The organism is Enterobacter sp. T1-1 (assembly GCF_000710795.1).
Lineage (GTDB): Bacteria > Pseudomonadota > Gammaproteobacteria > Enterobacterales > Enterobacteriaceae > Enterobacter > Enterobacter cloacae.
This window is the reverse complement of record NZ_JALW01000013.1, coordinates 1-25260: the sequence shown is the minus strand read 5'-3', so window position 1 is coordinate 25260 and position 25260 is coordinate 1. Positions and strand designations below refer to the sequence as shown.

The window sequence follows — 25260 nt, the reverse complement described above, 5'->3', positions numbered from 1 at the left end:
ATTATCTCTGGCGAAACGGCTCTGAAGGAATGGGTAAACGAAGCTCCCTCTATTTACATCCGCAGCAACGCGACCAAATTCACCATCTCGCCTCGGGGTTTCTCTGGCGAACCGAACTGCCCACGTGGTTGTTGATCGCCACCATTTATGGCGGCTGGTTCTCGACGCTGGCGTTCTGGCACACCCTCGGTCTGCTGCCTGCCACGCTGTTGCTGATTGGGTTTACCGCCTGGTATATGTCCCTTCAGCATGAATTGATCCACGGCCATCCCACGCGTTTCGTGTGGCTGAACCAGCTCTTTGGCACGCTGCCGCTGGCTGTCTGGTATCCGTATGGCCTGTACAGGGATTCTCATCTGGCCCACCATCGTCACGACCATCTCACCATTCCGGTGGATGACCCGGAGTCATATTACTTTACGCAGGCGAACTGGGCGCGATTGTCGCCATGGCAGAAGCGGGTGATCCACGCCCGAAACACCTTTACCGGGCGACTGTTGCTGGCGCCGCTGCTGGATATTCTCCAGACGCTGGGCAGCGCGGTGGCGGCGTTTCGCCATCTTCAACTGCGGGCGATGGTGATGTGGCTTGTGCATATAGCGTTATTGGCGCTGCTTTTTACCTGGATGATGCACAACGGTTTCTCTCCGCTCTGGTTTGTGCTGGCGGTAAGCTACCCGGCGCTGGCGCTGACAAAAGTACGCTCTTTTCTGGAACATCGCGCGGCGGACGACCCGCTGGCGCGTTCGGTGATTAACGAAGCAGGCTTGTTCTGGCGCGTGCTGTTTTTAAATCTTAACTACCATTCAGTACATCACGATTTACCCGGCGTGCCCTGGTACGGGCTGAAGACGATCTATCTGCAAAACCAGCAGGCGTACCGGGAGCGTAACCACGGGTTTCTGGTCAGAGGGTATGGCGAATGGATGCGACGGTTCTGGAAAACGTCGGTGGACGTCACCGTACATCCAAGGCGTCAACAGGAGGAAGGACATGAGTAACCGGCTGGCGTTTCCGATGTATGCGGTGGATAGTACAGATACTCTTGCCCTGTGGCGGGCCGTCCAGTGTCTGCTGGTGGCGCGTGGTCTGCCGGTGGAGGAGCTTATTCCCGGCAGGCCTGAGCCTGATCTGCTGGCACACTGGCAGCAGCCTAATCTTATCCTGAGCCAGACCTGCGGCTACCCGCTGATGACACAACTGCCGGAGGTGCAGGTCGTCGGCTGTTTTCACTACCGGGTACCGGGCTGCGAAGGCATTCACTACCGCAGTTTTCTGGTGGTACGTGATGAGGATAAACACCGCACGCTGGCTGATTTTCGCGGACGGCGGGTGGTATGTAACGCGCCCGATTCCCAGTCTGGCTACAATGCGCTGCGCAACCGCGTGCCGTCACGTGCGTTAAACACCTGGTTCTCAGAGGTTATCTTTAGCGGCAGCCATCGCCAGTCGCTGATCGAGGTAAAACGTGGGGGAGGGGATATCGCGGCGATCGACTGCGTGACGTATGCGCTGTTGCAGCGGCATGAACCGACCCTGCTGGCGGGGCTAACTGTGATTGACCAGACGCCCCTCACGCCAGGACTGCCGCTGATCACTGCGTCCGACACCACCCCCGAAACGCTTTATGCCATCCGTGATGCGCTAACCACGCTGGTGAGCGCCCCGGAATACCGGGCGTGTGTGATGCGCTGTTTATCGGCGGGTTTAGCGTCGTGGCGCGTGAGGCCTGGTCTGTATTAACCGGGATTACAGCGGACGGATCTCTTTCGAGCGCAGGGTGAGGCGGACGGGCACCGATTTATACGACGGCGTGCCGCTCTCTTTATCCAGATAGTCGAGCGGAACCAGTACGTTAGCCTCAGGATAGTAGGCCCCGACCGAGCCCGGGGCGATGGCATATGCCACCACAGTGATATCCTCCAGACGCTGAGCGCTGCCCGGCAGGGCGGTTTCGATATCCACCCGGTCGCCGTGCTCCAGTCCTGACTGCGCCATATCCGCTTCATTCATAAACAGCACGTCGCGACGGCCAAAGACGCCCCGGTAGCGGTCGTCGAGAGCGTAAATCGTGGTGTTGTACTGGTCGTGACTGCGCAGCGTGATCAGACGCAGGACGTTATCGCCTTCACCGCTGGCATCCTCATTGACCCCTTCGAATACCGAGAACATCGCTTTGCCCGTCGCCGTCGGCCAGATACGTTTCGTGGGTGGCAGCGGCATACGGAATCCACCGGGTACCCGGATCCGCGCGTTATAGTCCTCAAAGCCCGGAATGGTTTGCTCAATCAGATCGCGAATGCGATCGTAATCCGCAACCAGGTGCATCCAGTCCACGCGGGTTGTCTTCAGGGTTGCCTTCGCCATGCCGGCCACAATAGCCGGTTCGGCGCGAAGCAGAGGAGAGGCGGGTTTCAGCTTGCCTGAGGAGGCATGAACCATCGACATGGAATCTTCAACGGTAATGGACTGACGTCCGCTGGCCTGCATATCCAGTTCCGTGCGGCCAAGGCAGGGGAGAATGAAGGTCTCTTTACCCACCAGCAGGTGCGTACGGTTCAGCTTGGTGCCAACGTGCACGCTCAGATCCAGCTTACTCATCGCCGGGAAGCCGTTTTCGTGATCGGGCATCGCCACCGCGAAGTTGCCGCCGAGGCAGATAAGCGCTCTGGCACGACCGTCAATCATGGCCTGGGTTGCCTGCACTGCGTCATGGCCATGGTGAGAGGGCGGCTCAAAGCCAAACACCTCCTTAAGACGGTTCAGAAATGCCGGGGTTGGTTTCTCGCTTATCCCGACGGTACGGTTTCCCTGAACGTTAGAGTGGCCGCGCAGCGGACAGATCCCCGCACCGGGCTTGCCTATATTGCCGCGCAGCAGCAGCACATCGGCGATCAGGCGGACGTTAGAAGTCCCTTTATTATGCTGCGTAATGCCCATGCCGTAGGTAATTATGGTGGCATTCGATTTCGCGTAGGCATCGGCGACCTGTTTCAGCGCCGCCTGGCTCAGCCCGGACTCACGTTCAATGGCGTCCCAGCTCGTTTGCGCAATGTCTGCCGCAAAGTCTTCAAAGCCCTGTGTGTGTTCGGTGATAAACGCGTGGTCGAGCACGTTGCCGCGCCCGGCTTCCATTTGCAGCAGGTGTTTGGCGATGCCTTTTAGCGCGGCGGCATCGCCTCCGGCTTTAACCTGAAAGTAGGTAGAGGCGATGTCGGTAGAGCTGTAGGTTGCCATCTCAATCACGCTCTGCGGATCGGCAAACCGTTCCAGCGCGCGCTCGCGCAGCGGGTTCAGGACGATGATCGGCACGCCGCGGCGGGCCAGTTCATGCAGGGTGCCCATCATACGCGGATGGTTGGTGCCGGGATTATGCCCGATGGAGATAACCAGCTCCGTCTTGTCAAAATCGTCCAGCGAGACGGTGCCTTTCCCGATACCAATGGAGCGCGGTAAACCGACGCTGGTGGCTTCGTGACACATGTTGGAGCAGTCGGGAAAATTATTGGTTCCGTACTCACGGGCAAAAAGCTGGAACAGCCAGGCCGCTTCGTTGGAGGCGCGGCCAGAGGTATAAAACTCCACCTGGTCTGGTTCAAGCCCGCGCAGAACCTCGCCGATGCGTTCGAAGGCATCCTCCCACTCAACGGGGCGGAAGGTGTCACTTGCCCGGTCATAGCGCAGGGGATGGGTCAGGCGCCCGTATCCTTCCAGCTCAAAGTCAGATTTTGCCAGTAACGACGTAACGGTGTTATGAGCGAGAAACTCAGGGGTCACTCGTTTGCTGGTGGCTTCCCAGGTGACCGCTTTTGCCCCGTTCTCGCAGAACTGAAATGTGGATTTATGCTCTTTGTCTGGCCACGCGCAGCCCGGGCAGTCGAAGCCGTCAGGCTGGTTGGTGCGCAACAGCGTGGCGGGAGCCTCCAGGGCATCAATCTGTGTTCGCACGGCAATTGCCGTCGCTTTTAATGCTCCCCAGCCGCCTGCAGGGCCGTCGTAAGGTCTGATGCCGGGAACGGCACGTCGTTTGTTATTCATTCCAGATTACCCTGTTAGACCGCCGGTCGTGCATGATGCGGCTGAGAAAAATTAAAGAAATCATAACAAATTTTTATCATGTCGATAATGTGTCCTGACAAGGGTGGCGTGAAGGCGACAATGTTAGTGACAGTAAAATTTTCAAACGAAAGGCGGGCAGGGGAACCTGCAATATATTTACCCGACGATGCTGAAGGCGATAAAGTAAACAATGCGCCGGGGAAAAAAGATGTAGTCCTGCTTAACTGTTAATTCTCTGCAGGTGGTGTAAATCGTGCCTCTAAGGGATTAAAGGCACCAGGTTATTTTGCGCCGTAAAATTAATTTTTTTCATCGTCTATGAATTGTCTTAATTCAGGGCGGAAAAGTCATCGCTATTAAAGATACGCTATCAATGCAACAAATAATTCATGGAAGATATATTCATACTCCCCCTGAAAAAATCCCCATTCTACTAATTATGGTAGTGGCGATAATAGCAGTATTGCGTTAATGACAATGGTTCTCTTTTGGTTTTTTCATTTCTGAATCAATGGTTTGTGTTAGAGGAACGCGTAATAATAAGACAAATTCAGCAAAGTAAGCTTTTTTTCTCAGATTAATCCTATAATGAGTCGGGTGCTTCATTAAGCAGCAGTTGTGAGGAAGGAAATATTGAATTGGTGACAAGCTCATGTAAACTTGTTTACCGTTTGTCAAAATATGTCAGGAAGACGCTGGGCCTTATTCTGAAGGGCTCGTGCGGTAGCTATGCCCGAATAATAGTAACGCCCCGAAAATATCCTGGCTATTTTAACGATAGCACTTAAGTCAAACTTCATCCCCTTTATCTCATCATCGAAATATCGCTACGGAAAAGCATATGAAAATGCGCGTATTGTTTTCACTTCTGTTTGTAATGGCGGTGGCGGGCTGTAAAGCGCCGCAGAAACCTGTGATCACCGACGATACGATCGTGACCAGCCAGGTCAACGGCGTCACCTTAACCCACCGTCATGCCATCACGCCTCCTGCTGAGTTCACTCAGGTTAACGAGCCATACCGTGCCATGTATCCGGCCTCCCTGATGAGCCGCCCTGATTTCGGTGGGAAAGTGGTCAGTACGCTTGTCACCGGTAAAACCTACGTGGTGCTGGGGCAGGTTGAACACTACTGGATGGCGCTTGCCGATGAAGGACAAGACCAGCTGATTGGTTACGTTCCAATGCGTGCGGTAATCAAAGCCGATCAGTACGAAGCCACCGTGCGTAAACAGGCTATTCGTCCTAAGGCGCGTAAAAAAGCGACCTGTGTCGATGTCGATGGTAACAGCAAAGCCTGCAAAGACAGCGCTAACGGTACCTGGATCCTGAACTAAACGGCTTTTCTGAGCGTATTTTTATGAATAATAAAAATTTTCATAAGCTGTGGTTCGTCTTTTACGCGGTGATATTCGCCCTGGTCAGTGGTTGTTCGTCGTCTTCACACAGCGACCCCTCCCGCTACAATCTGCAGTTTCAGGCTCATCCACAAATCAATGATTCTGCGCCGCTTAAAGTCAGAGTGCTGCTGTTGAAGTCCGATGCGGATTTCATGTCCAGTGACTTCTATTCCCTGCAGAACAACGCGTCAGCCACGCTTGGCGCGAATCTGCTGAACAGCGATGTTTTCTTCCTGATGCCGGGCCAGCTTTCGAAAACCCTTAGCGGACAAAGCTCACCCGAGGCGCGCTATATCGGTGTTATGGCCGAATATCAGATGCTGGATGGAAAGAAATGGCGTGTCTCACTCCCACTGCCTGTTCCGGGCGAAAACCATCTCTACCAGTTCTGGAAATGGTCATCCGATGAACTCCAGGCCAATGTCTTTCTCGACATAAATGGCATCCGGGTCATCAGCCAGTAACGCGCTTAAAAACAGGAAACCTATCATGACCAAAGCAGAGAAGGTCGTCTGGACCGAAGGCATGTTCCTGCGTCCACACCATTTTCAACGGACAGAAAGTTATCTGCTCAACCACGTTCGGGAATGGGGTGCGCTGCAGCGATCGTATCTTTGGGGCTTCCTCGATGTTGAACTGGACGAAGCGATGCTTCGCCAGGGCTGCATTGCCCTGAGCTATGCCAGCGGTGTGCTACCCGACGGTACGTTTTTCCAGGTTCGCAATGGGCGCAATGGCCCGGCCCCGCTGAAAATTCCTGACAATCTCACCAACGAAAAGGTGGTGCTCGCGCTGCCGGTACGTAGGGGAGAGCGTGAAGAGGTTATTTTCAGCGAAGAGCCCGCGTCACTGGCGCGTTTCATCGCCTTCGAGCAGGAGGTGGAAGACGATAACGCCATGTCGGTGGGGGATGCCACGGTGCAGTTTGGCAGTTTACGTCTGACCCTGATGCTGGAAAAAGATCTGACGGCCGAATGGACAGCGATTGGCATCGCGTTTGTCGCGGAAAAGCGCAACGACAACCATGTGCGTCTGGATAGCAGCTACATTCCGCCGATGCTGAACGCCTGCAACAGCCCGCAACTTTACAGCATGGTCAACGATCTCCACGGCTTGCTGGTGCAGCGCAGCCAGCAGATTGGGGGGCGTTTGCGCCAGCCTGGCCGCTTTAACACCTCAGAGCTGATCGAATTTACGCTGCTGTCGCTGGTTAACCGTCACCTGGGCGAAGTCTCCCATTTAAAAACGCTCCCGCTGCTGCACCCGGAAACGCTCTGGCGCAGCTGGCTGCCGTTTGCCACGGAGCTTGCCACCTGGACCTCGCAACGCACCGCCGAAAGCGTGCTGCCGATTTACGATCACGACGACCTTGCGGGATGCTTCAGCAAGCTGATGCTGATGCTGCGTCAGGGGCTGTCGCTGGTGATGGAAGATCAGGCCATTCAGCTGCCGCTGAACGAGCGCTCTCATGGCCTGAACATCGCCACGGTGCCGGAGACCAGCATGGTGCGCGAGTTCGGCTTCGTCCTGGCGGTCAAAGCCAACGTGCCGGGCGAACACCTGCAAACCCATTTCCCTGCCCAGATGAAAGTCGCGCCGGTGTCGAAAATCCGCGATCTGGTTCAGTTACAGCTGCCGGGCATCATGCTGCGCGCCATGCCGGTTGCGCCGCCGCAAATCCCATGGCATGCGGGCTACAGCTACTTTGAGCTGGAGAAGGGCAGCGAGCTGTGGCACGAGATGGATAAGTCCGGTGCATTCGCCCTGCATCTCGCAGGGGAGTTCCCGGGTCTTGATATGGAGTTTTGGGCCATCCGTAGCCCGACTGAATAATAAAGCGAGCGCTTAATATGCAGGAACGACAGGATACCGGCAGTGATGCCGCGTTTACCGGAGCCAGTAGCAACAATCAGCTGGTGGCGGCCGCCAATCCGCTGCTCAACGCGATTCCGCAAATCCGTCATTCGGTGTCTCATGACGATCAGGTGGCACTGCGCCAGCGTCTGATCGACGAGATTCGCCGTTTTGAAGTCCGCTGCCAGCAGGCAGGGCTGGCTTATGAGGTGATCGTCGGGGCGCGCTATTGCCTCTGCACGGCGCTGGATGAAGCCGCGGCGCTGACCCCCTGGGGCAGCAGCGGTGTCTGGTCAAGCAATGGTCTGCTGGTCACGTTTCATAACGAAACCTGGGGCGGCGAAAAGTTCTTCCAGCTGCTGGCGCGTCTGTCGCAGAACCCACGTGAACATATCCTCCTGCTGGAGATGATCAACTACTGCCTGCTGCTCGGTTTCGAAGGGCGCTATCGGGTTCTGGATAATGGCCGCACCCAGCTGGAAACTATCAAGCAGCGGCTGTGGCAGATGATCCGTGGCGTGCGCGGCAGCTATCCGGCACCGCTCTCTCCACACCCGGAAGATCGTCCCGTGCTGCGCAAGCTGTGGCGGCCGATGGTGCCGCTGTGGGCCTGTGTCGCGCTGGCCGGGTTTATCGCCTGCCTGTTCTACATCATTCTCAACTGGCGTCTTGGCGACAACACCAACCCGGTACTGGCGAAGATTTACCAGTCTCAGTTGCCTGAAACCACCATTCAGCAACCTGCGCGTCAACTGCCTGCGGTGCTTAACCTGCGTGGCTTCCTGAAGCCGGAAATCGACGCCGGTCTGGTGGCGGTGAAAGATGAAGCGGATCGCAGCGTGGTGATCCTGAAAGGAGACGGATTGTTCGCTTCAGCCTCTACCGTAGTGCGTGATCGCTATGAGCCGGTCATCAACCGGATTGCCCAGGCGATGAACAACGTCAGCGGCAAAATTCTGGTGGTGGGCTACAGCGATAACGTGCCAATTCGCAGCGCGCGCTTCGCCTCCAACTATGAACTCTCTTTGGATCGCGCCCGGTCCGTGCAAAAAATGTTGCAGGGAAGCCTCTCGCAGCCTGACCGCGTGAAAGCGGAAGGGCGGGGAGAGATCAATCCTGTGGCGCCAAACAATACGCCTGAAAACCGCGCCCGTAACCGCCGTGTGGAAATAACTCTGCTGGTGTCGCCTGAAAATACGCAGGCTGAGCTGAACGGATTGCCGCAAGGAAACTAAGGATGCTGACGACTCTTCTTTCCATACTGACCAATCGCATTCTGTGGAGCTTCCTGGGCGTTACCGCGCTGTCGGCGGTGATCTGGATGATTGGTCCGCTGTTATCCATCGTGGATACCCGCCCGCTCGAATCTGAACAAAACCGCATCATCAGTATTGCGGTGGTTTATCTGCTCTGGGCGCAGGGGCATATTCTGCCGCGGCTCTACAACGCCTGGCTGAACCGCAAGCTGATGGACAAGCTCAATGAAAACACCGCCAAACCGGACGCGGCCGATCCCCAGAAGCGGCTGAACAGCGAGGAGCAGATCCTCGCCGGACGTTTTGATGAAGCGGCGCAAATGCTGAAAAAAGCCCACTTCAGCAAAGCGGGACACGGTGCCCAGTGGACGCAGCGCTTCAGTACGCAATATCTCTACCAGCTGCCGTGGTACGTCATTATCGGCGCACCGGGCGCCGGTAAAACCACGGCGCTGGTCAATTCCGGCCTGCAATTCCCGCTGGCGGATCGCTTCGGTAAAACCGCTCTGCGCGGCATTGGCGGCACCCGCAACTGCGACTGGTGGTTCACTAACGAAGCCGTCCTGCTGGACACCGCGGGGCGCTACACCACTCAGGAGAGCGAGCAGGTTCAGGATGCCGGGGAGTGGCTGGAATTTATCGGCCTGCTGCGTAAGTATCGCCGCCGCCAGCCTATTAACGGCGTCATTATCACCATCAGCATTTCCGATCTGCTGACGCTCTCCCCGGAAGCCGCGCGCCAGCAGGCGGTCAACCTGCGCCAGCGGCTGTCTGAGCTGCATGAACAGCTGGGTATCCGCTTCCCGGTTTACGTGATGGTGACCAAGGCGGACCTGCTTAAAGGCTTCCGCGCCTGGTTTGCTGACTACGACAAAGCGCAGCGCGACCAGATTTGGGGCTTCACGCTGCCGTGGGAACAGACCAAACACGCCGATTTCGACCTGATGGGGAACTTCCACCAGGAGTTCTCGCTGTTGCAGCAGCGTCTGGACGCCGGGCTGCCGGAGACCATGCTGAAAGAGCATGACGCCAAAACCCGTGCCGAAGCGTATCTCTTCCCGCAGGAGTTCGCGGCGCTGCGCCCGCTGCTGGCTGACTACCTGAGCACGGTCTTTGCCCGCTCTAACTTTGAGACCGAGTTCTCCCCACGCGGAATATACTTCGCCAGCGGCACCCAGGAAGGCATGCCGTTCGACCGCGTCATGGGTGAACTGAACCGCGCCCTGTCACTGCCGGAAGGGGCAGAGGCAGAGAAGTGGGATTCGGTCAGTAAAGAGGCGCCTATCCCTGGTGCAAAAGGGCAGAGCTTCTTCATTAAAAACCTGCTGCAAAACGTCATTTTCCAGGAAGCCGGTATTGCCGGTGAAAACCGCTGGTGGGAACTGCGCAACCGCGCGGTGATCTGGTCCGGATACGCGGCGCTGCTGGCGCTGCTGGTGATCCTCGACGGATTGTGGCTGACCAGCTATGCCAAAAATAAGGCCTATCTGGAAGAGGTGGACGCTAAAGTCCCGCAGCTGGAGCAGCAGAGTAAAGCGTTACAGAATCAGCCCCAGCGCGATCTGTTCGCGCTCCTGCCGCTGCTGAACAGCCTGGTCGATCTGCCGAAAAGCGAGGCCTTCGATGTCAACGACCCGCCGGTCTCCCGCCGTATGGGGCTCTATCGCGGGGATGACGTCAGCGATGCTTCCCAGTCGCTGTATCAGAAAGCGCTGGATCAGATGCTGCTGCCCGCCGTGGCGATGCATATCACCACCTGGCTGCGTAACGACAACGGCAGCGACGTGGAATACAGCTACGAGGCGCTGAAAGCCTACCAGATGCTGTATCAGCCGAAACACTACGACGGCAAATTCCTGCATTCCTGGGTGATGCTCAATTTGCAGCGTAATCTGCCGCAGAACGTGACGCAGGCGCAGCTGCAACAGCTGGAGTGGCACCTGACGCAGCTGCTGGAGCCAAAAATTCAGGCTTCGCCGTATGCCCAGGACGAAGCGCTGGTGGCTCGCGAGAGGGCGCTCATCAACCAGCAGCCGCTCTCCACCCGCGTGTATGGGCGTCTGAAGCGTCTGCTGGAGCATGACGAAAACCTGAAGCCGGTCTCCCTGTCCGACCTGGGTGGTCCGCAGAGCGAACTGGTGTTCTCACGCAAAAGCGGCAAACCGGTGAGCGAAGGCGTGCCGGGGCTCTACACCCCGGACGGCTACTGGAAGAGCTTTAACAGCCAGATTGACAGCGTGACCACGGCGCTGCACGAAGATGATGCCTGGGTGCTGGGCGCGACCACCTCCGGGGAAGACAAGCAGCAGATCGATAACGCCGTGCGTCAGCTCTACATGCGCGACTTTATCGCAAACTGGGATCGTTTCCTCGCCGACATTCAGCTTAACAACAGCGCCGATCTCTCGCAGCGCATCAACACGGCGCGCCTGCTCTCCGGCGCAAACTCGCCGCTGCGCCGTCTGGTGCAGAACCTGAGCCAGGTGCTGACGCTGTCGCGCAACGCGCCAGCGCCGGAGGACGCGGGGAAAGCGCAAGACCAGAGTAACCGCGCCACCCGTACGCTCGAAGCGCTGTTCAGCAATAACGACAATGCCCCGACGCAGGGGGCAGTAGTGACGCAGGCACCTGAACAGCTGGTGACCGACCACTACGCGCCGATGATCGAGCTGGCTCAGCCGCTGGAGAAGGGCGGCAAGACCATCGTCTTTGATGATTTCCTCAAACAGGTGGATGAGCTGTATCGTTACCTGACCGCGGTGCAGGACGCCGCTAACAGCGGCATGCCAGCCCCAGGTGGTGAAGCAATCAGCCGTCTGCAGGCCAGCGCCGGGCGTCTGCCGGGCGGGCTGCAAACCATGTTCAGCAACATGGCGGTGGGGGCCAGCAGTGATACCCAGCGTCGCGATCTGGAAAACGTCCGTAAGCGCATTAACGTCGAAGTGGGTGGTTTCTGCCGTCAGGCAATTGCCGGTCGCTACCCGCTGGTGCGCAGCGCCAGCACCGAGGTGACGCCGGACGATCTGGCACGCATGTTTGCGCCGGGTACCGGGCTGATGGACACCTTCTTTCGCGACAACCTGACCAACAAAGTGGATACCACTCAGGCGAACTGGCGCTTTATGCCGGGGATCGACGGGAAAACGCTGCCGGGAAGTGAAGGACTGCTGCGACCGTTCCAGCAGGCCCAGTCCATTCGCGATGCCTTCTTTGCTAACGGTGCGACGACCCCCTCTTTCAAGGTGACGGTGCGTACCGTGAGGATGGATAACACCATTCTTAACCTGACGCTGGACGTTGACGGACAACTGCTGCGATACAGCCACGGTCCACAGGCGGTGCAGATCATGAACTGGCCTGGGCCGGGCGGCACCAACCAGGTGCGTATGCAACTGGGGCTGGCCAACGGCAGCACCGCGACGCTGGTAACCAACGGCGCCTGGGCGCTGAACCGCTTCTTCGATAAAGCGCGCACCAGCCCTGGGGCAGGTAGTCTGAGCCGTCAGGCCACGTTCAACGTCGATGGCCATCAGGTCACGCTGGAGTTTGCGCCGAACAGCATTCGCAATCCGTTCCAGCTTCCTCGTTTCTCATGCCCATAACCGCAAGGACAGCCGTATGACGAATACCCCTGCGATGAACCGCTACAGCTGGTATGGCAAATTACCCAGCGCCGGAGATTTTTTGCAGCGTCGCTTTCCTGACACCCTACAGCGTCAGTGGTCACACTGGTTTCAGGTCGGCCTGCTGGCCTGGCAACAGGAAGAGCAGCGCAGCGGCGAACGCCAGTTTAACAAGGCGCCGGTGTGGAACTTTGTTGTCCCGCCGATGCTGGGCAGCCAGATGATCCAGATGGGCTGCCTGCTGCCGGGCCGCGACAGCGTGGGCCGACAGTACCCGATCTGCATTCAGCTCAGCTTCGCCCCGTCAGAATGGTCGACCAACCTGCTCAGCCAGGCTGAAAGCTGGTATCAGCAGATTGGCCGTCTCGGGCTGCATGCGGTGCGCAACAGTTTTTCCGCCTCGCAGCTGGATGAGATGCTGATGTCGATTCCGGCGCCGCAGCCCGTCGAGCCGCAAAAGCGTTCCGACATCCTTGATGTGATTGGTTATGACGAAGACGGCCAGAGCACGCTGGGCTGGCCTCAGGCGGCGGAGTGTTTTGACCCGCTTCGTCAGACCAGCTACTGGTGGACCAACCGCTGCGACGGCTACCCGCTCTACACCCACGTCCACAGCGGAAACTTCACCGGGCAGCTCTTTACGCTGCTGTTCGATCCGGCTGGCGGCGCCCGACCAGGCCGTCACGGTCTTTATCCGCCTATGTTTGAATAAGCAGGGATCACATGAATATCGAAGAATTTCTCGCGCCGATAAGCGCCGAAAAACCCTGCGGCGACAACCTTGAGTACGACGCCGATTTTCAGGCTATGGGACAGGCAAGCCAGGGTAAAGCGGAACAGCAGTTCGGCGACACGATCATTCCCGCCGAGCCCGCTGACTGGAATACGGTAGAAAAGCTCGCCACCAGCCTGCTGGGGCGCACCAAAGATCTTCGCGTCATGCTGGCGTTAACCCATGCCTGGACCCGACGTCGTGGACTGCCGGGCTACGCGGACGGCCTGCTGCTGGTGCAGGAGGCGATCACCCGCTACTGGGAGCCGCTCTATCCACTGCTGGAGGAGTATGGCGAAACGGACCCGTTCTATCGCATTAACGCCCTTGCCGCGCTGAGCGATAAATCTGACCTGACCGTCGCGCTGCGAAACGCCTCGCTGCTGCGCTCAAACGGCGATGAAATTTCGCTGCGTGACGCGCAGGCATTGCTGGATGGCAGCAAAACCGAATGCCCGGATTATCCCGGCGGCCGCCCAAGACTGATTGACGAACTGGCGCGCGGCGACCAGCCAGGTACAGAGGCCGTCATCCTGATTAATGAAAGGCTGCTGGCCATTCGCGATCTGCTTAGCGGTTACCTTGGTGAAAGCGGCGTACCGGAAATGGAGCAGTTGCTGAAAACCGTGGGCCTGGTCGCCAGCGCCTGTCAGGTGACCGACATCAGCAAGCTGCTGCCCAATCGGGATGCACAGGCGGAACACCACGCTGAGCCGCAGACGGTGGCCACCCAACCCGTGCAGCAGGTCACCGACTGGCGCAGCGTGCAGGTTACCAGTCGCGCCGACGCCCAGCTGATGCTGGAGAAAGCGAAACAGTATTTTGCGCAGTACGAACCGAGCCACCCCGCACCGCTGATGATTGAACGGGTGCAGCGGCTGTCAGAACTTAACTTTATGGACATTATTCGCGACCTGGCGCCAGACGGCGTTAACCAACTGGAAAATATCTTTGGACGCCGCGAATGACGCGTCCAGGCATTATGACGACGGGCACGGAGCTTGTCGTTTCACCTTCACCGCGCATCTTTGATGGAGAACATCATGGCAATGAGTAACAGTGGGCAGAAATTTATCGCACGTAACCGTGCCCCCCGCGTGCAGATCGAGTACGACGTAGAGATCTACGGTGCAGAACGTAAAATTCAGCTGCCGTTCGTGATGGGCGTTATGGCCGATCTGGTCGGCAAACCGGTGGAAAATCTGCCGGCCGTCGATGAGCGTAAATTCCTCGAAATCGACATTGATAACTTTGACGAACGCATGAAGGCGCTTAAGCCACGCGTGGCGTTCCAGGTGGATAACACCCTCACCGGCGAAGGCAAGCTCAACGTCGATCTGACCTTCGACAGCATGGACGACTTCCTGCCGGATGCGGTGGCACGCAAGGTTGAACCGCTGAACAAGCTGCTGGAAGCGCGTACTCAGCTTTCCAATCTGCTGACCTACATGGACGGTAAAAACGGCGCGGAAGAGCTGATCGCCAAAATTCTGCAGGATCCGACGCTGCTCAAATCCCTGAGCCAGTTGCCGAAAAATGACGAAAGTGCGAAAGGTAGCGAGGAGTAATCGATGAGCAACCAGACTCAACAACACGAGCAGCAGGCAGGTCAGGCGTTCAGTCAGGACGAGTTCAGCGCACTGCTGAACAAAGAGTTCCGTCCTAAAACTGACCAGGCGCGTTCCGCCGTCGAGAGCGCGGTAAAAACTCTGGCGCAGCAGGCGCTGGAAAACACCGTTACCTTCTCCAACGACACCTATCGCACCATCCAGAACCTGATTGCGGGTATCGACGAACAGCTCTCTCAGCAGGTGAATCAGATCATTCACCACGAAGAGTTTCAGAAGCTGGAGAGCGCCTGGCGCGGTCTGAGCTATCTTGTGAACAACACTGAAACCGACGAGATGCTGAAGATCCGCTTTATGAGCATCTCCAAGCAGGAGCTGGGTCGTACCCTGAAACGCTATAAGGGTGTGGGCTGGGATCAGAGCCCGATCTTCAAGAAAATCTACGAGCAGGAGTACGGTCAGTTTGGTGGTGAGCCGTTTGGCTGCATCGTCGGCGACTACTACTTTGACCACAGCCCGCAGGACGTTGAACTGCTGGGTGAAATGGCGCGTATCGGCTCTGCGGCTCACTGTCCGTTCATCACCGGTACCGCACCGGGCGTGATGCAGATGGAGTCCTGGCAGGAGCTGGCTAACCCACGCGATCTGACCAAAATCTTCCAGAACACCGAATATGCCGCCTGGCGTTCACTGCGTGAATCGGAAGATGCCCGCTATCTGGGCCTGGTGATGCCGCGCTTCCTGTCGCGCCTGCCTTACGGCATTCGTACTAACCCGGTCGACAGCTTTGACTTTGAAGAGCAGACCGACGGCGCGAATCACAATAGCTACGCCTGGGCGAATGCCGCTTACGCGATGGCGGCCAACATCAACCGCTCCTTCAAAGAGTACGGCTGGTGCACCTCAATTCGCGGCGTGGAGTCCGGCGGGGCAGTTGAAAACCTGCCGTGCCATACCTTCCCGAGCGACGACGGCGGCGTGGACATGAAATGTCCGACCGAGATCGCCATCAGCGACCGTCGCGAAGCTGAGCTGGCGAAAAACGGCTTTATGCCGCTGGTTCACCGCAAAAACTCCGACTTTGCTGCCTTCATTGGCGCGCAGTCGCTGCAAAAACCGGCCGAGTACCACGACCCGGATGCCACCGCCAACGCGCGTCTGGCCTCCCGTCTGCCGTACCTGTTCGCCTGCTGCCGCTTTGCGCATTACCTGAAGTGCATCGTGCGTGACAAAATCGGCTCCTTCCGCGAGCGCGAAGAGATGGAACGCTGGCTGAACGACTGGGTCATGAACTACGTGGACGGTGACCCGGCCAACTCCTCTCAGGAGACCAAGTCCCGCAAGCCACTGGCCGCTGCAGAAGTCCAGGTGCAGGAAATTGAAGACAACCCGGGCTACTACGCCGCGAAGTTCTTCCTGCGTCCGCACTACCAGCTGGAAGGTCTGACCGTTTCTCTGCGTCTAGTATCTAAACTGCCGTCGCTGAAAACGAAAGACGCGTAATTTTTGTGAGTTTCGCCCGGCGGCGCTACGCTTGCACGGGCCTACAATGCAACGTGAAATATATTGATATCGCTGCACAGCGTAGGCCGGGTAAGCAAAGCGCCACCCGGCAAGAAAGTCTGGTCCTGAGAGGTTCCGGAATAACGTTCGGTAGTAAAAGACTTCTCATTCTTTCCTTTTATTCGGGAGGGAATGTAAGACTGTCAAATGACACGGGTCATTTGATGTGAGGCAGAGGTAAAATATGGACGGTTTTATTCAGCCCCATGCTTTCCTGTTTGCCATATAAGTGCTTTTTCGAAAGCAATATTGTTCATCCACGAAGAGTAGATATTATGGCTATTGATATGTTTCTGAAGGTCGAGGGTGTTACGGGCGAATCTAAAGATTCTAACCACACCGGCTGGACTGATATTACCTCCTTCTCCTGGGGCGCTTCCCAGCCAGGTAATATGAGCGTTGGCGGTGGCGGCGGTGCCGGTAAAGTTAACTTTAACGATCTGCACGTTAACGCTCTGATCGACAAATCCACCACAGCAATCCTGAAACACTGCGCCAGCGGTAAACACCTGACCAAAGTTGAGCTGTCCGTCTGTAAAGCCGGTGGCCAGCAGGTGGAATACTCTCGCATTACCCTGGAAGACGTTCTGGTAACGTCTGTTCAGTACACCGGTGCAGACAACGGCGATACCGTTGGTGTGACCTATGCATTCCAGGCTGCGAAAGTGAAACAGCAGTACTGGGAGCAGACCACCTCTGGTGGTAAAGGTGCTGAAAGCAGCGCTGGCTGGAACATCAAAGAAAACAAAGAAGCATAATAGTAGTGGGTCCGAAAGGGCCCACTTTTTCCTGAGCTTCTTTTCAAGGAGAAACAAGATGTCTCATATGCGTCCTGCTTTCGGTGCCGCCTGGAACCGATTTAAAGAAGTGAACGTCAACGTAGAACAGGTTGGCAAATTATTGGGGGGGAAAGTTCAGCATAATATAGATGCTGGTATTTTTAAAAATGCCTGCCCCATTCGTATGAGCTATGTTTTAAATTATTGTGGCATTCCAGTTCCTTCTAATAGTAAATATGCAACTGTGACCGGGAGCGACAAGAAGCGATATATGTTCCGTGTTAAAGATATGATTGCTTTTTTACCCACGGTATTGGGAAAAGCTGACATATCTGTTTCTTCTCCAACCCCAGCACAATTTGCGGGCAAGCAAGGTATTATTATTTTTACCGGGCATGGCTGGCTTGATGCAACCGGGCATGTAACACTCTGGAACGGAAATATTTGTTCGGATGATTGTCATTTCCTTGGCTCACCGGGTAATGGTTCATTTATCCCTACTAACGCAACCTTCTGGAGCCTGAAATGAAAAAGCCATTGCTCTTTGTCTTAGCCTTCGTTGCCTCCGCCGCAAATGCCCAGACGTTGCCTGATATCAGTACTTTTTCTCAACAACAAATCTTCGAAAACTGGGTGCAGAATCGATGCATCGGTAAGATTGCGGACAGTAAAAGCCTGAAAGAAGATGCTGACGCCAGCGCCGCGGCATGGCTGGAAGCAAGCAATCTGCCTGCTGAGAATTTTGAAAAAGCTGATGAGGTGATTGTTTCTTTACTGAAACAGAAGGTAGGTGGTACCGAGCCTGGTCATTATCAGATATTGAAGTGCACCTTGATCGCTAATAGTGACGCTATTCGACAACTCAAATCCTCAAAGTAGTAAAGATGAAATCGGCCCCAAACGCCGCCGTTCTCACCCCCGAGAGCGGCAGCGTTTGAGCGCTAATCATACCAGCAGGAATACGCCATGCGATTCACGATTATTTCTACGAAAACCGGTCATCAGCCGCCGCAGAGCAGTTGTGATTTTTATGCCCCCGGGGGCACTATTGGGCGCGGTACGGATAACAATCTGGTACTGCCGGACAATGACCGCACCATCTCGCGCCTGCAGGCTATTGTTCACGTTGACGCCCAGGGCGAATGCCGCGTGACCAACCGTGGCAGCGTCACCCGCGTGGTTTTGAACGACATCCCGCTGGAGCGGGGGCGTCAGGTAGAGCTGCAGGACGGGGATATTCTCGGTATTGATGACTACCGCATCGAAGTGACGGAACTTATCCACGACACGCAGCCGGTGAGCCGCATGGCCGCCAGTATGCAGCAGCAGGCTCGCCCGACAGTGGCGTCGACACCTGTTCCGCAGCCGAAGCCAGCCAGTGCCGCACCGCGCGGCAAGGCGGAGCCAACGGCCGTGCCGTCGGAAATCTGGGATAGCCTGATGCAGGAGTTCTCTATCTCTGACAGCATCTCCAGCAACCGCGCGAAACCGCAGCCTGCGGCGTCCCACGATCCCTTCTCGCAACCCGCGGCACCCGAGCGTAACGCTGAAGACCCGCTGGCAATGTTCAACGACAGCGAGCCGAAGCTTGAGCGTAAGAATGTCGATCCCGACACGCTGTTCAGCGATGAAGCGTTGTTCAAAAAAGAGAGCATTTTTGACGATGTCACCCCTTCAACGCTGGTGCCGCCGGTAGAGAGCAAACCTGCGCCTGCAGAAGAGGCGACGGATGAACTCGACCCGCTGGCCCTGTTTGGTGGTTCGGCCAGCGCGCCAGCCGCGCGTAACGATGATCCGCTCGGGCTGATGGGCGGGGCGCCGTTAACCCATCCGGATGAGATCGTGCCTGAGACATCTGCACCCGCGCCAGAGCCAGAGGCCGTACCGCAGGACGATCCGCTGGCGGATTCTCCGCTGTTTGCCCCTGAGCCACAGGATCCACCGCGTGCGGAAGAGGAAGAGCCGGTACGTACCGATTACGCAGGCTTTACTATGCCTACGCCGCAGGCCGTCGCACGCAGCAGCGCACAGACGCCGAAGGGACGTCTGCGTATCGACCCGGTCAAAAACGCGGCTGTGCCAAGCGCTACGGCGCAAAACGGTGAGAAAGGCGAGGTGCTGCAGGGCGAGCTGCTGGAGGCGCTGCTGGAAGGGATGGGCCTGAGCGAAATGCAGCCGGTGCCGCAGTTTGACCGTGAAAATATGCGTCAGCTGGGCCAGATCCTCGGCATGTTCTCGCAGGGCACCGTGGCGTTGCTCTCTTCGCGCTCTATCCTCAAGCGCGGCGTAAAAGCCGATATGACCATGGTGCTAGACGATGCCAACAACCCGTTCAAGCTGCTGCCGACCGGGAAAACGGTCCTGATTCAGATGTTCGGTACGCCGATGCCGGGCTTTATGCCACCCACCAAATCAGTGCGTGACGCGCTAATCGATCTGCAGGCGCATCAGCTGGGGATGATCTCCGGTATCCGCGCCATCATCGCCGCGATGCTGCAGTCCTTTAACCCGGAGCAACTGGAAGAGCAGGCGAAGCAGAACGGCATGACCTCTCGTCTGGCGCTGCCGGGCAGCCGCAAAGCCGCGCTGTGGGACTACTTTGTTCGCAGCTATGGCGAGACGGCCGGTGAGATTGAGGATGACTTCCACACCCTGTTTGGCGAAGCGTTCCTTCATGCCTATGACATGGAGGTCAATCAGTACAAAGACTCACAGAGCGGATCGGAAGAAAAATGAATATCGCAACGGCTTCTCTCTCCCGCCAGGGAACGCGCGCCAGCAATCAGGACCAGACGGGAGAAACCATAGGGGAACGTTCAGCCTGCTTTGTCGTCTGTGACGGCATCGCTGGTCTGCCGGGCGGTGAGGTGGCCGCTGAACTGGCCCGCAACAGCATCATCTCCCGTTTTAATGGCGACAAACACCTTAATGCGCAGCATATTCGTGACTATGTGCAAACCGCGAATCGCACCATTCTCAGCGAACAGCAGGCGGTGCAGGACTATCGCCGGATGGGTACCACCCTGGTCAGCCTGTTTATCGACCGGGATTACCGTCTGGCCTACTGGGCACACGCCGGGGACAGCCGTCTGTACCTGTTTCGTCGCGGCTGGCTGTGGCATGTCACCACCGACCACAGCCTGGTTCAGCAGATGAAAGATGCCGGTCACCAGACCGATAACCTCAACAGCAACCTGCTGTATCTGGCGCTGGGCATTGAAAACGGTGGCCCGGAAGCGAGCTACAGCGACGTGGTGCAGGTTGAAGACGGCGATGCCTTTTTACTCTGCACCGACGGTTTCTGGCACGGCGTCAGCGAAGAGCAGATGAAACAGTCGCTGCATATGGTCAACACCCCACAGGAGTGGCTGACCTTAATGAACCAAATCATTCAAAAGAATGCTGAACAGGAGGGGAATGCTCAGGATAACTATACGGCGCTGGCGGTATGGATGGGCAACCCTCAGGACACCACTTTGCTGCATACGCTCTCTGACGCAGCACAATTTCTTCCCTGCGGAACTGACTAGACACACAAGGAACGATATGAAACTTTGGCTATCGGGTTTGGCACTTCTGGCGGTGGCCTCCACCGCCCAGGCTGAAAATTTCCGCATCGTGCAGTCTCCTGCGCAGAAGCTGGATATCTGGATCGACAACATTAAAGACAACACCCCGCAGAGCTGGTGTAAATCAGAGATTGCGCTGCGCATTGTGGCGAACGGCAATAAAGACGTTTCAGTGCTGGAAAACTTTGTTCCGCGTCTCGGCTCGCTGCTGGAACACCAGTGCAGCAAAGTGAATAAGCTGAACTGGGCCCTTAACGATCCGGCAGGGACTACGCTTGCGCAAGGAACAGCAGACAAAGCTCAGGAGTGGAAGCTGGTGGTGAAACAGCAGCAGACGGCACCCGTTGCGACCCAGACCAGCGGCGCGTTACTGCCACCTGACCAGAACGCTGAAACCAACACGGTGGCCGCTGACCGCACACCGTGGCAGGAGTTTACCCTCCAGGACGGCTGCCATCTGCGCACCTTCTGGGAAGGCGGATCTTCCGCGCCGGCGCTGTTTATCCCGGATTCCGACACGACCCGCTGCGGCAACGGCAGCTGGCTGAGCGGCCACACGGTTATCTCGCAGACCCGCAGCGGCGGTCAAAAAGAGATAGCGGTGACCTACATTCACGGCTTCCCGGTGATGGGGCTGAATCAAAGCGTCGACCCGGAACATGCCCTGATCACCTCCGTCAACAAAGAGCGTATGGTCTTCAGCACCCCGAACAGCGACCAGAGCTGGATGATCCTGCCTTACGACAGCGCCCTGAACGGCTGGAAAAGCAACGGCACGGTGGCCGTGGAGATCTCCCGTGAAACCGCCAGCGACGATGCAAAACTGCAGGCGCGTATTGCTGCAGTGAAGAAGGTCTGGAGCGCCTGGGTTACCCCTGGCACCACGCTGAATATTGTCCTGATTGATACCCTGCGTCCTCAGCTGCGTGACCCTGCAGTGGGCGCCTGGCGCGCGGCAAACTAAGGAATGGCTATGAATACGCTCTATCAACATCTGGCGGGTGAGTCGCTCAGCGACGCGCTGGTGCGTCTTGAAAACGAGATTAAAGCCCGTCCGGCGGATGCCGATCTCCGTGCCGCGTTTGTGCAGTTTCTCACCCTCAGCGGTAACTGGACACGCGCGCTGACCCAGCTGAAAAGCTGGCTGGCGCTTAAGCCGCAGGCGAAACCCACCGTCACCCTGCTGGAGCAGTGCATTCAGGGAGAACTGCAGCGCGCGCAGGTGATGGCGGGAGAACGTCGTCCGGCCATGCCGGAAGCCCAGTGGCCATGGCTGACCACCCTTGCCGCCGCGCTGAGCGAGAGCGATGAACGCGCTCACGCGCTGCGTCTGGAAGCCCTTGAACAGGCGCAGGCGAGCGCGGGGCAATGGACGCTTGAGAATGATGAGACGCAGACCTTTGAATGGCTGATGGACGGCGATGCCCGTCTGGGGCCGGTGTGCGAAACCCTTGTTAACGGCCGTTACTTCTGGCTGCCGTTTAGCGCTATCGCGGAGATCCGTTTCCAGGCTCCGGCCAGCGTCACCGATCTGGTCTGGCGTCATGCGCTGGTGCGTTTGACCGATGGGACGGAGCAGGTGTGTCAGATCCCGGCGCGTTATCCTTTTGCCGCCGATGCCTCTGACGCCGTTAAACTCGCACGCACCACCGAGTGGCTGCCGCTCGATGATGACGGCACTCTGTATGAAGGGTTGGGGCAGAAAGCCTGGCTCAGCGAGCAAAGCGAAAGCCCGCTGCTGTCGCTGAGTCTCGTTACTTTTGCAACGGATGGAGCCCATGAGTAATCCTGCTGGCGAAGGCGATCTGCTGCGCAGCGGCTGGCAAGCCCGCAGTAAGCAGGAGAAGGTGGGGGCGCGCGATAAAATGCAGCCCTCGCTGCTCGATCGCCTCACCGATAACGACCCGGAGAAAAAGCGCGAGTCGGCCAACAGCAACCTGATTACCCATGCCGCGCTGCGTCGCAACGTGCTGCGGGATCTGCAGTGGCTGTTTAATACCATCAATCACGACGCCTCCGGCGATTTGAGCATGCTGCCACACGTAAGCCGTTCGGTGGTGAATTTTGGCGTTGCGCCGCTGGCCGGAAAGCGCATGTCGGATATCGAATGGCACGACATTCAGCGCAAACTCACTGAGGCCATTGTCAACTTTGAACCCCGCATTTTGCCCCAGGGGCTGCAGGTCCGCTGTGTGTCGGACACCTCCTCGCTGGATCTGCACAACGTGCTCTCCATCGAGATAAAAGGGCGTTTGTGGTGTGTGCCGTACCCGCTGGAGTTTCTGTTTCGTACCGATGTCGATCTGGAAAACGGCCACTTTGAACTGAAAGATGCGGGGTGATCGTGGAAAGTAAACTGCTCGAATATTACAACCGTGAGCTGGCCTATCTGCGTGAGATGGGCGCCGAATTTGCCGAGCGCTATCCCAAAGTGGCCGGACGGCTGGGCATGCGCGGCATCGAAGTGGCGGATCCGTACACCGAACGACTGATGGAGGGCTTTGCCTTTCTGACCTCGCGCGTGCAGATGAAAATGGACGCGGAGTTTCCGCGCTTCTCCCAGCGCTTGCTGGAGATGATTGCGCCGAACTATCTCGCGCCCACTCCGTCCATGGCGATTGCTGAAATTCAGCCTGACAGCAGCCGTGGCGATTTGAGCAACGGTTTTATCGTGCCACGCGGCACAATGATGGACAGCCTGGCGCTGAAGAAAACCGGCGTGACCTGCAGCTACACCACGGCGCATGAGGTGAACCTGCTGCCGCTGAAAATCGACAAGGTTGAACTGGGCGGTGTGCCTGCCGACCTGCCCCTGACACAGCTTGGTCTGGGCCAGCAGGGGATCAGCAGCGCCTTACGGATCCGCATTGCCTGCGACGGTCCGCAAAACCTCGGCCACCTTGATTTTGACCGGCTGGAGTTTTTCCTTAGTGGCCCGGATATCGAGGCGTTAAAGCTGCTGGAGCTGGTAATGGAGCACCATGTCGGGGTGGTCTGCCAGACCGTCAGCAAACATCCGCAGCGTGATGTGCTGGCGTCTGATGCCCTGCGTCAGGAAGGGTTTGACGCGGATCAGTCCCTACTCCCGGACGATCTGCGCAACTTTGACGGCTACCGTCTGCTGCAGGAGTACTTTGCTTTTCCGGCCCGTTTCCGCTTCATCAGCCTGAGCGGGCTGAGCAAACTGATCCAGCGCTGCGAAAACGAAAAAGCCTTCGATATCTTCATTCTGCTGGATAAAACCGATGAACAGCTGGAGCTCGTTGTCGATGCCAGCCATCTGGCCCTGCACTGCACGCCGGTGATCAACCTGTTCCCGAAGGTAGCGGCGCGTCAGAAGCTGAGCGAAGGCCAGCATGAATATCATCTGGTGGTGGATAACATCCGCCCGCTGGATTATGAAATTTACGCGGTAAACAAGATATACGGCAGCGCGGATGGTCAGCGCGACGACCAGACGTTTCGTCCGTTCTGGAGCACCTGGAGCGGCGATGCAGGCAACTACGGGGCCTACTTTTCCCTGCGCCGGGAACAACGCGTGCTCTCTGAGCATGCCCTGCGTTACGGCACCCGCACCGGCTACATTGGCTCGGAGGTCTTTGTCTCGCTGGTGGATGAGCAGCATGCGCCCTGGCAGGAGAACCTGCGCTATATCTCCGCCGAGGTGCTGTGCACCAGCCGGGATCTGCCGCTGATGCTGCAGCAGGAGCTGGGACAGTTCATTATGGCTGACTCCATGCCGGTGAAGTCGCTGACCTTGCGTAAGGGACCGACGCCGCCGCGTCCGGCGCTGGCAGAAGGGTTCAGCACCTGGCGGTTGATCAGCCAGCTACAGATGAACTACCTCAGCCTGATGGACAGTGAAAACGAAGAGGGCGCCGCCGCGCTGCGTCAGCTGTTAGGGCTGTACGCCAATCTCGCGGAGACGCCGGTTGCGCGTCAGGTAGAAGGGGTTCGTCACTGCGTGCTGGAGCCGGTTCACCGCCGCGTGCCCGAGCCGGGACCGGTCGTCTTCGCCCGTGGCATCGGCATTACCCTGACGGTGGATGAACGTGCGTTTTCCGGTGCCAGTCCCTGGCTTTTCGGTAGCGTGCTGGAGCGGCTGTTTGCCCGTCTGGTGTCGATCAACAGCTTCACGGAATTCACCCTGAAAAGTCAGCAGCGCGGCGAGATTGGCTACTGGGCGCCGCGTATGGGCAAAAGGGCACTGGTATGAGCGACGTAGTCACTGCGCCACTGAAGGTCCATCGTCTGACGCCGCTGACGGACAGTTTCTGGCGCGGGGTTCGCGAGACGCCATGGCGCTACGATCTGTTCCAGCTGTTAAGGCGCATTGATGCTCAGGGCGGGGAACGCTACCCGCTGGGGCGTGCGCCGCTGCCAAAATTCGAGCCGCTACGCCTGGGCCAGCAGCCGTCGATGAGCTTTGCACCTTCGACGGTGGCGCAGGTACGCCAGCGCGAAGGCAACGGGCTGCACGAGGTCTCCATTCTGAGCTTCGGCCTGTTTGGTCCTAACGGGCCGCTGCCGGTTCACATGACCGAGTACGCCCGCGAGCGGATCCATCATCATCAGGACACCAGCCTGAGCGCGTTTGCCGATCTGTTTCATCATCGTCTGACGCTGCTGTTTTATCGCGCCTGGGCCGATGCGCAGCCTGCCGTCTCCCTCGACCGCGCCGACAATAAACGTTTTGAGGGATATCTGGCGTCGTTGATTGGTATGGGGCAGCCCGGCCAGATGGACAAAGGCAGCCTGAGCGCCCATGCCCGCTTTACCCACGCCGGACACCTGACCCGCCACGGACGGGATCCTGAA

The 25260-nt window shown here is 57.5% G+C and carries 21 protein-coding genes and 1 pseudogene; 21 read left to right on the top strand and 1 reads right to left on the bottom strand.

The window, feature by feature from the left end; translation table 11 throughout:
* The first annotated feature begins 29 nt into the window (after positions 1–29).
* Both AK59_RS0105920 and AK59_RS01000000123600 read left to right on the top strand, forming a co-directional pair.
* Positions 30–1001, top strand: coding sequence for a fatty acid desaturase (locus AK59_RS0105920; RefSeq protein ID WP_029882282.1), 972 nt, complete (start codon positions 30–32; stop codon positions 999–1001).
* Positions 994–1784 (top strand): annotated as a pseudogene (locus AK59_RS01000000123600) (phosphate/phosphite/phosphonate ABC transporter substrate-binding protein). The gene AK59_RS0105920 and the pseudogene AK59_RS01000000123600 overlap by 8 nt, the downstream one beginning before the upstream one ends.
* On the opposite strand, the gene AK59_RS0105910 reads toward AK59_RS01000000123600, so the two are convergent.
* Positions 1750–4038 carry an FdhF/YdeP family oxidoreductase gene (locus AK59_RS0105910; protein ID WP_029882281.1) on the bottom strand — a complete coding sequence of 763 codons (2289 nt, stop codon included), beginning with the start codon at positions 4036–4038 and terminating at the stop codon, positions 1750–1752. The pseudogene AK59_RS01000000123600 and the gene AK59_RS0105910 overlap by 35 nt on opposite strands.
* A gap of 862 nt (positions 4039–4900) precedes the next feature.
* Between AK59_RS0105910 and AK59_RS0105905 the strand changes: the two genes are divergently transcribed.
* From AK59_RS0105905 to tssG, 19 genes are all read left to right on the top strand, one after another.
* On the top strand, positions 4901–5395 hold the full coding sequence (locus AK59_RS0105905) for a hypothetical protein (RefSeq protein ID WP_013096174.1): 495 nt from the start codon (positions 4901–4903) through the stop codon (positions 5393–5395).
* A gap of 23 nt (positions 5396–5418) precedes the next feature.
* A complete protein-coding gene (gene tssJ / locus AK59_RS0105900) occupies positions 5419–5922 on the top strand; it encodes a type VI secretion system lipoprotein TssJ (protein ID WP_013096175.1) in 504 nt (167 codons plus the stop codon).
* 25 nt (positions 5923–5947) lie between these two features.
* Positions 5948–7291, top strand: a complete 1344-nt coding sequence (gene tssK / locus AK59_RS0105895; protein ID WP_029882280.1) for a type VI secretion system baseplate subunit TssK — start codon at positions 5948–5950, stop codon at positions 7289–7291.
* 17 nt (positions 7292–7308) lie between these two features.
* Complete coding sequence (locus tag AK59_RS0105890; RefSeq protein ID WP_013096177.1) at positions 7309–8547, top strand: DotU family type VI secretion system protein; 1239 nt, start codon at positions 7309–7311, stop codon at positions 8545–8547.
* 2 nt (positions 8548–8549) lie between these two features.
* Positions 8550–12170 carry a type VI secretion system membrane subunit TssM gene (tssM, locus tag AK59_RS0105885; protein ID WP_029882279.1) on the top strand — a complete coding sequence of 1207 codons (3621 nt, stop codon included), beginning with the start codon at positions 8550–8552 and terminating at the stop codon, positions 12168–12170.
* 16 nt (positions 12171–12186) lie between these two features.
* Entirely contained in the window at positions 12187–12903 is a 717-nt protein-coding gene (gene tagF, locus AK59_RS0105880; RefSeq protein ID WP_013096179.1) for a type VI secretion system-associated protein TagF, read from the top strand.
* An 11-nt stretch (positions 12904–12914) separates the two neighbouring features.
* Positions 12915–13931 carry a type VI secretion system protein TssA gene (tssA, locus tag AK59_RS0105875; protein WP_020690868.1) on the top strand — a complete coding sequence of 339 codons (1017 nt, stop codon included), beginning with the start codon at positions 12915–12917 and terminating at the stop codon, positions 13929–13931.
* Positions 13932–14006: 75 nt separating this feature from the next.
* Positions 14007–14531 (top strand): type VI secretion system contractile sheath small subunit, encoded by a 525-nt coding sequence (gene tssB, locus AK59_RS0105870; protein ID WP_008502644.1) that lies wholly within the window; start codon positions 14007–14009, stop codon positions 14529–14531.
* Positions 14532–14534: 3 nt separating this feature from the next.
* Positions 14535–16034 (top strand): type VI secretion system contractile sheath large subunit, encoded by a 1500-nt coding sequence (gene tssC, locus AK59_RS0105865; protein ID WP_013096181.1) that lies wholly within the window; start codon positions 14535–14537, stop codon positions 16032–16034.
* A 335-nt stretch (positions 16035–16369) separates the two neighbouring features.
* Complete coding sequence (locus AK59_RS0105860; protein WP_008502640.1) at positions 16370–16852, top strand: Hcp family type VI secretion system effector; 483 nt, start codon at positions 16370–16372, stop codon at positions 16850–16852.
* A 58-nt stretch (positions 16853–16910) separates the two neighbouring features.
* Positions 16911–17402, top strand: a complete 492-nt coding sequence (locus AK59_RS0105855) for a type VI secretion system amidase effector protein Tae4 (RefSeq protein ID WP_013096182.1) — start codon at positions 16911–16913, stop codon at positions 17400–17402.
* Positions 17399–17752: a T6SS amidase immunity protein Tai4 family protein gene (locus AK59_RS0105850; protein WP_029882278.1), complete on the top strand. Its 354-nt coding sequence runs from the start codon at positions 17399–17401 to the stop codon at positions 17750–17752. The genes AK59_RS0105855 and AK59_RS0105850 overlap by 4 nt, the downstream gene beginning before the upstream one ends.
* 87 nt (positions 17753–17839) lie before the next feature.
* Entirely contained in the window at positions 17840–19609 is a 1770-nt protein-coding gene (tagH, locus tag AK59_RS0105845; RefSeq protein WP_029882277.1) for a type VI secretion system-associated FHA domain protein TagH, read from the top strand.
* Complete coding sequence (locus AK59_RS0105840; protein WP_029882276.1) at positions 19606–20403, top strand: PP2C family protein-serine/threonine phosphatase; 798 nt, start codon at positions 19606–19608, stop codon at positions 20401–20403. The genes tagH and AK59_RS0105840 overlap by 4 nt, the downstream gene beginning before the upstream one ends.
* Positions 20404–20419: 16 nt before the next feature.
* Positions 20420–21406: a hypothetical protein gene (locus tag AK59_RS0105835; RefSeq protein ID WP_029882275.1), complete on the top strand. Its 987-nt coding sequence runs from the start codon at positions 20420–20422 to the stop codon at positions 21404–21406.
* 9 nt (positions 21407–21415) lie between these two features.
* The gene (locus tag AK59_RS0105830; protein ID WP_020690873.1) at positions 21416–22228 is read left to right on the top strand and encodes a type VI secretion system accessory protein TagJ; all 813 of its coding nucleotides are present in this window, start codon (positions 21416–21418) and stop codon (positions 22226–22228) included.
* Positions 22221–22784 carry a type VI secretion system baseplate subunit TssE gene (gene tssE, locus AK59_RS0105825; RefSeq protein WP_013096188.1) on the top strand — a complete coding sequence of 188 codons (564 nt, stop codon included), beginning with the start codon at positions 22221–22223 and terminating at the stop codon, positions 22782–22784. Before AK59_RS0105830 ends, tssE begins: the two co-directional genes overlap by 8 nt.
* A gap of 2 nt (positions 22785–22786) precedes the next feature.
* The gene (gene tssF / locus AK59_RS0105820) at positions 22787–24658 is read left to right on the top strand and encodes a type VI secretion system baseplate subunit TssF (protein ID WP_029882274.1); all 1872 of its coding nucleotides are present in this window, start codon (positions 22787–22789) and stop codon (positions 24656–24658) included.
* Positions 24655–25260: type VI secretion system baseplate subunit TssG (tssG, locus tag AK59_RS0105815; protein ID WP_029882273.1), on the top strand; the 606-nt coding region annotated here is incomplete at its 3' end. The genes tssF and tssG, both read left to right, overlap by 4 nt.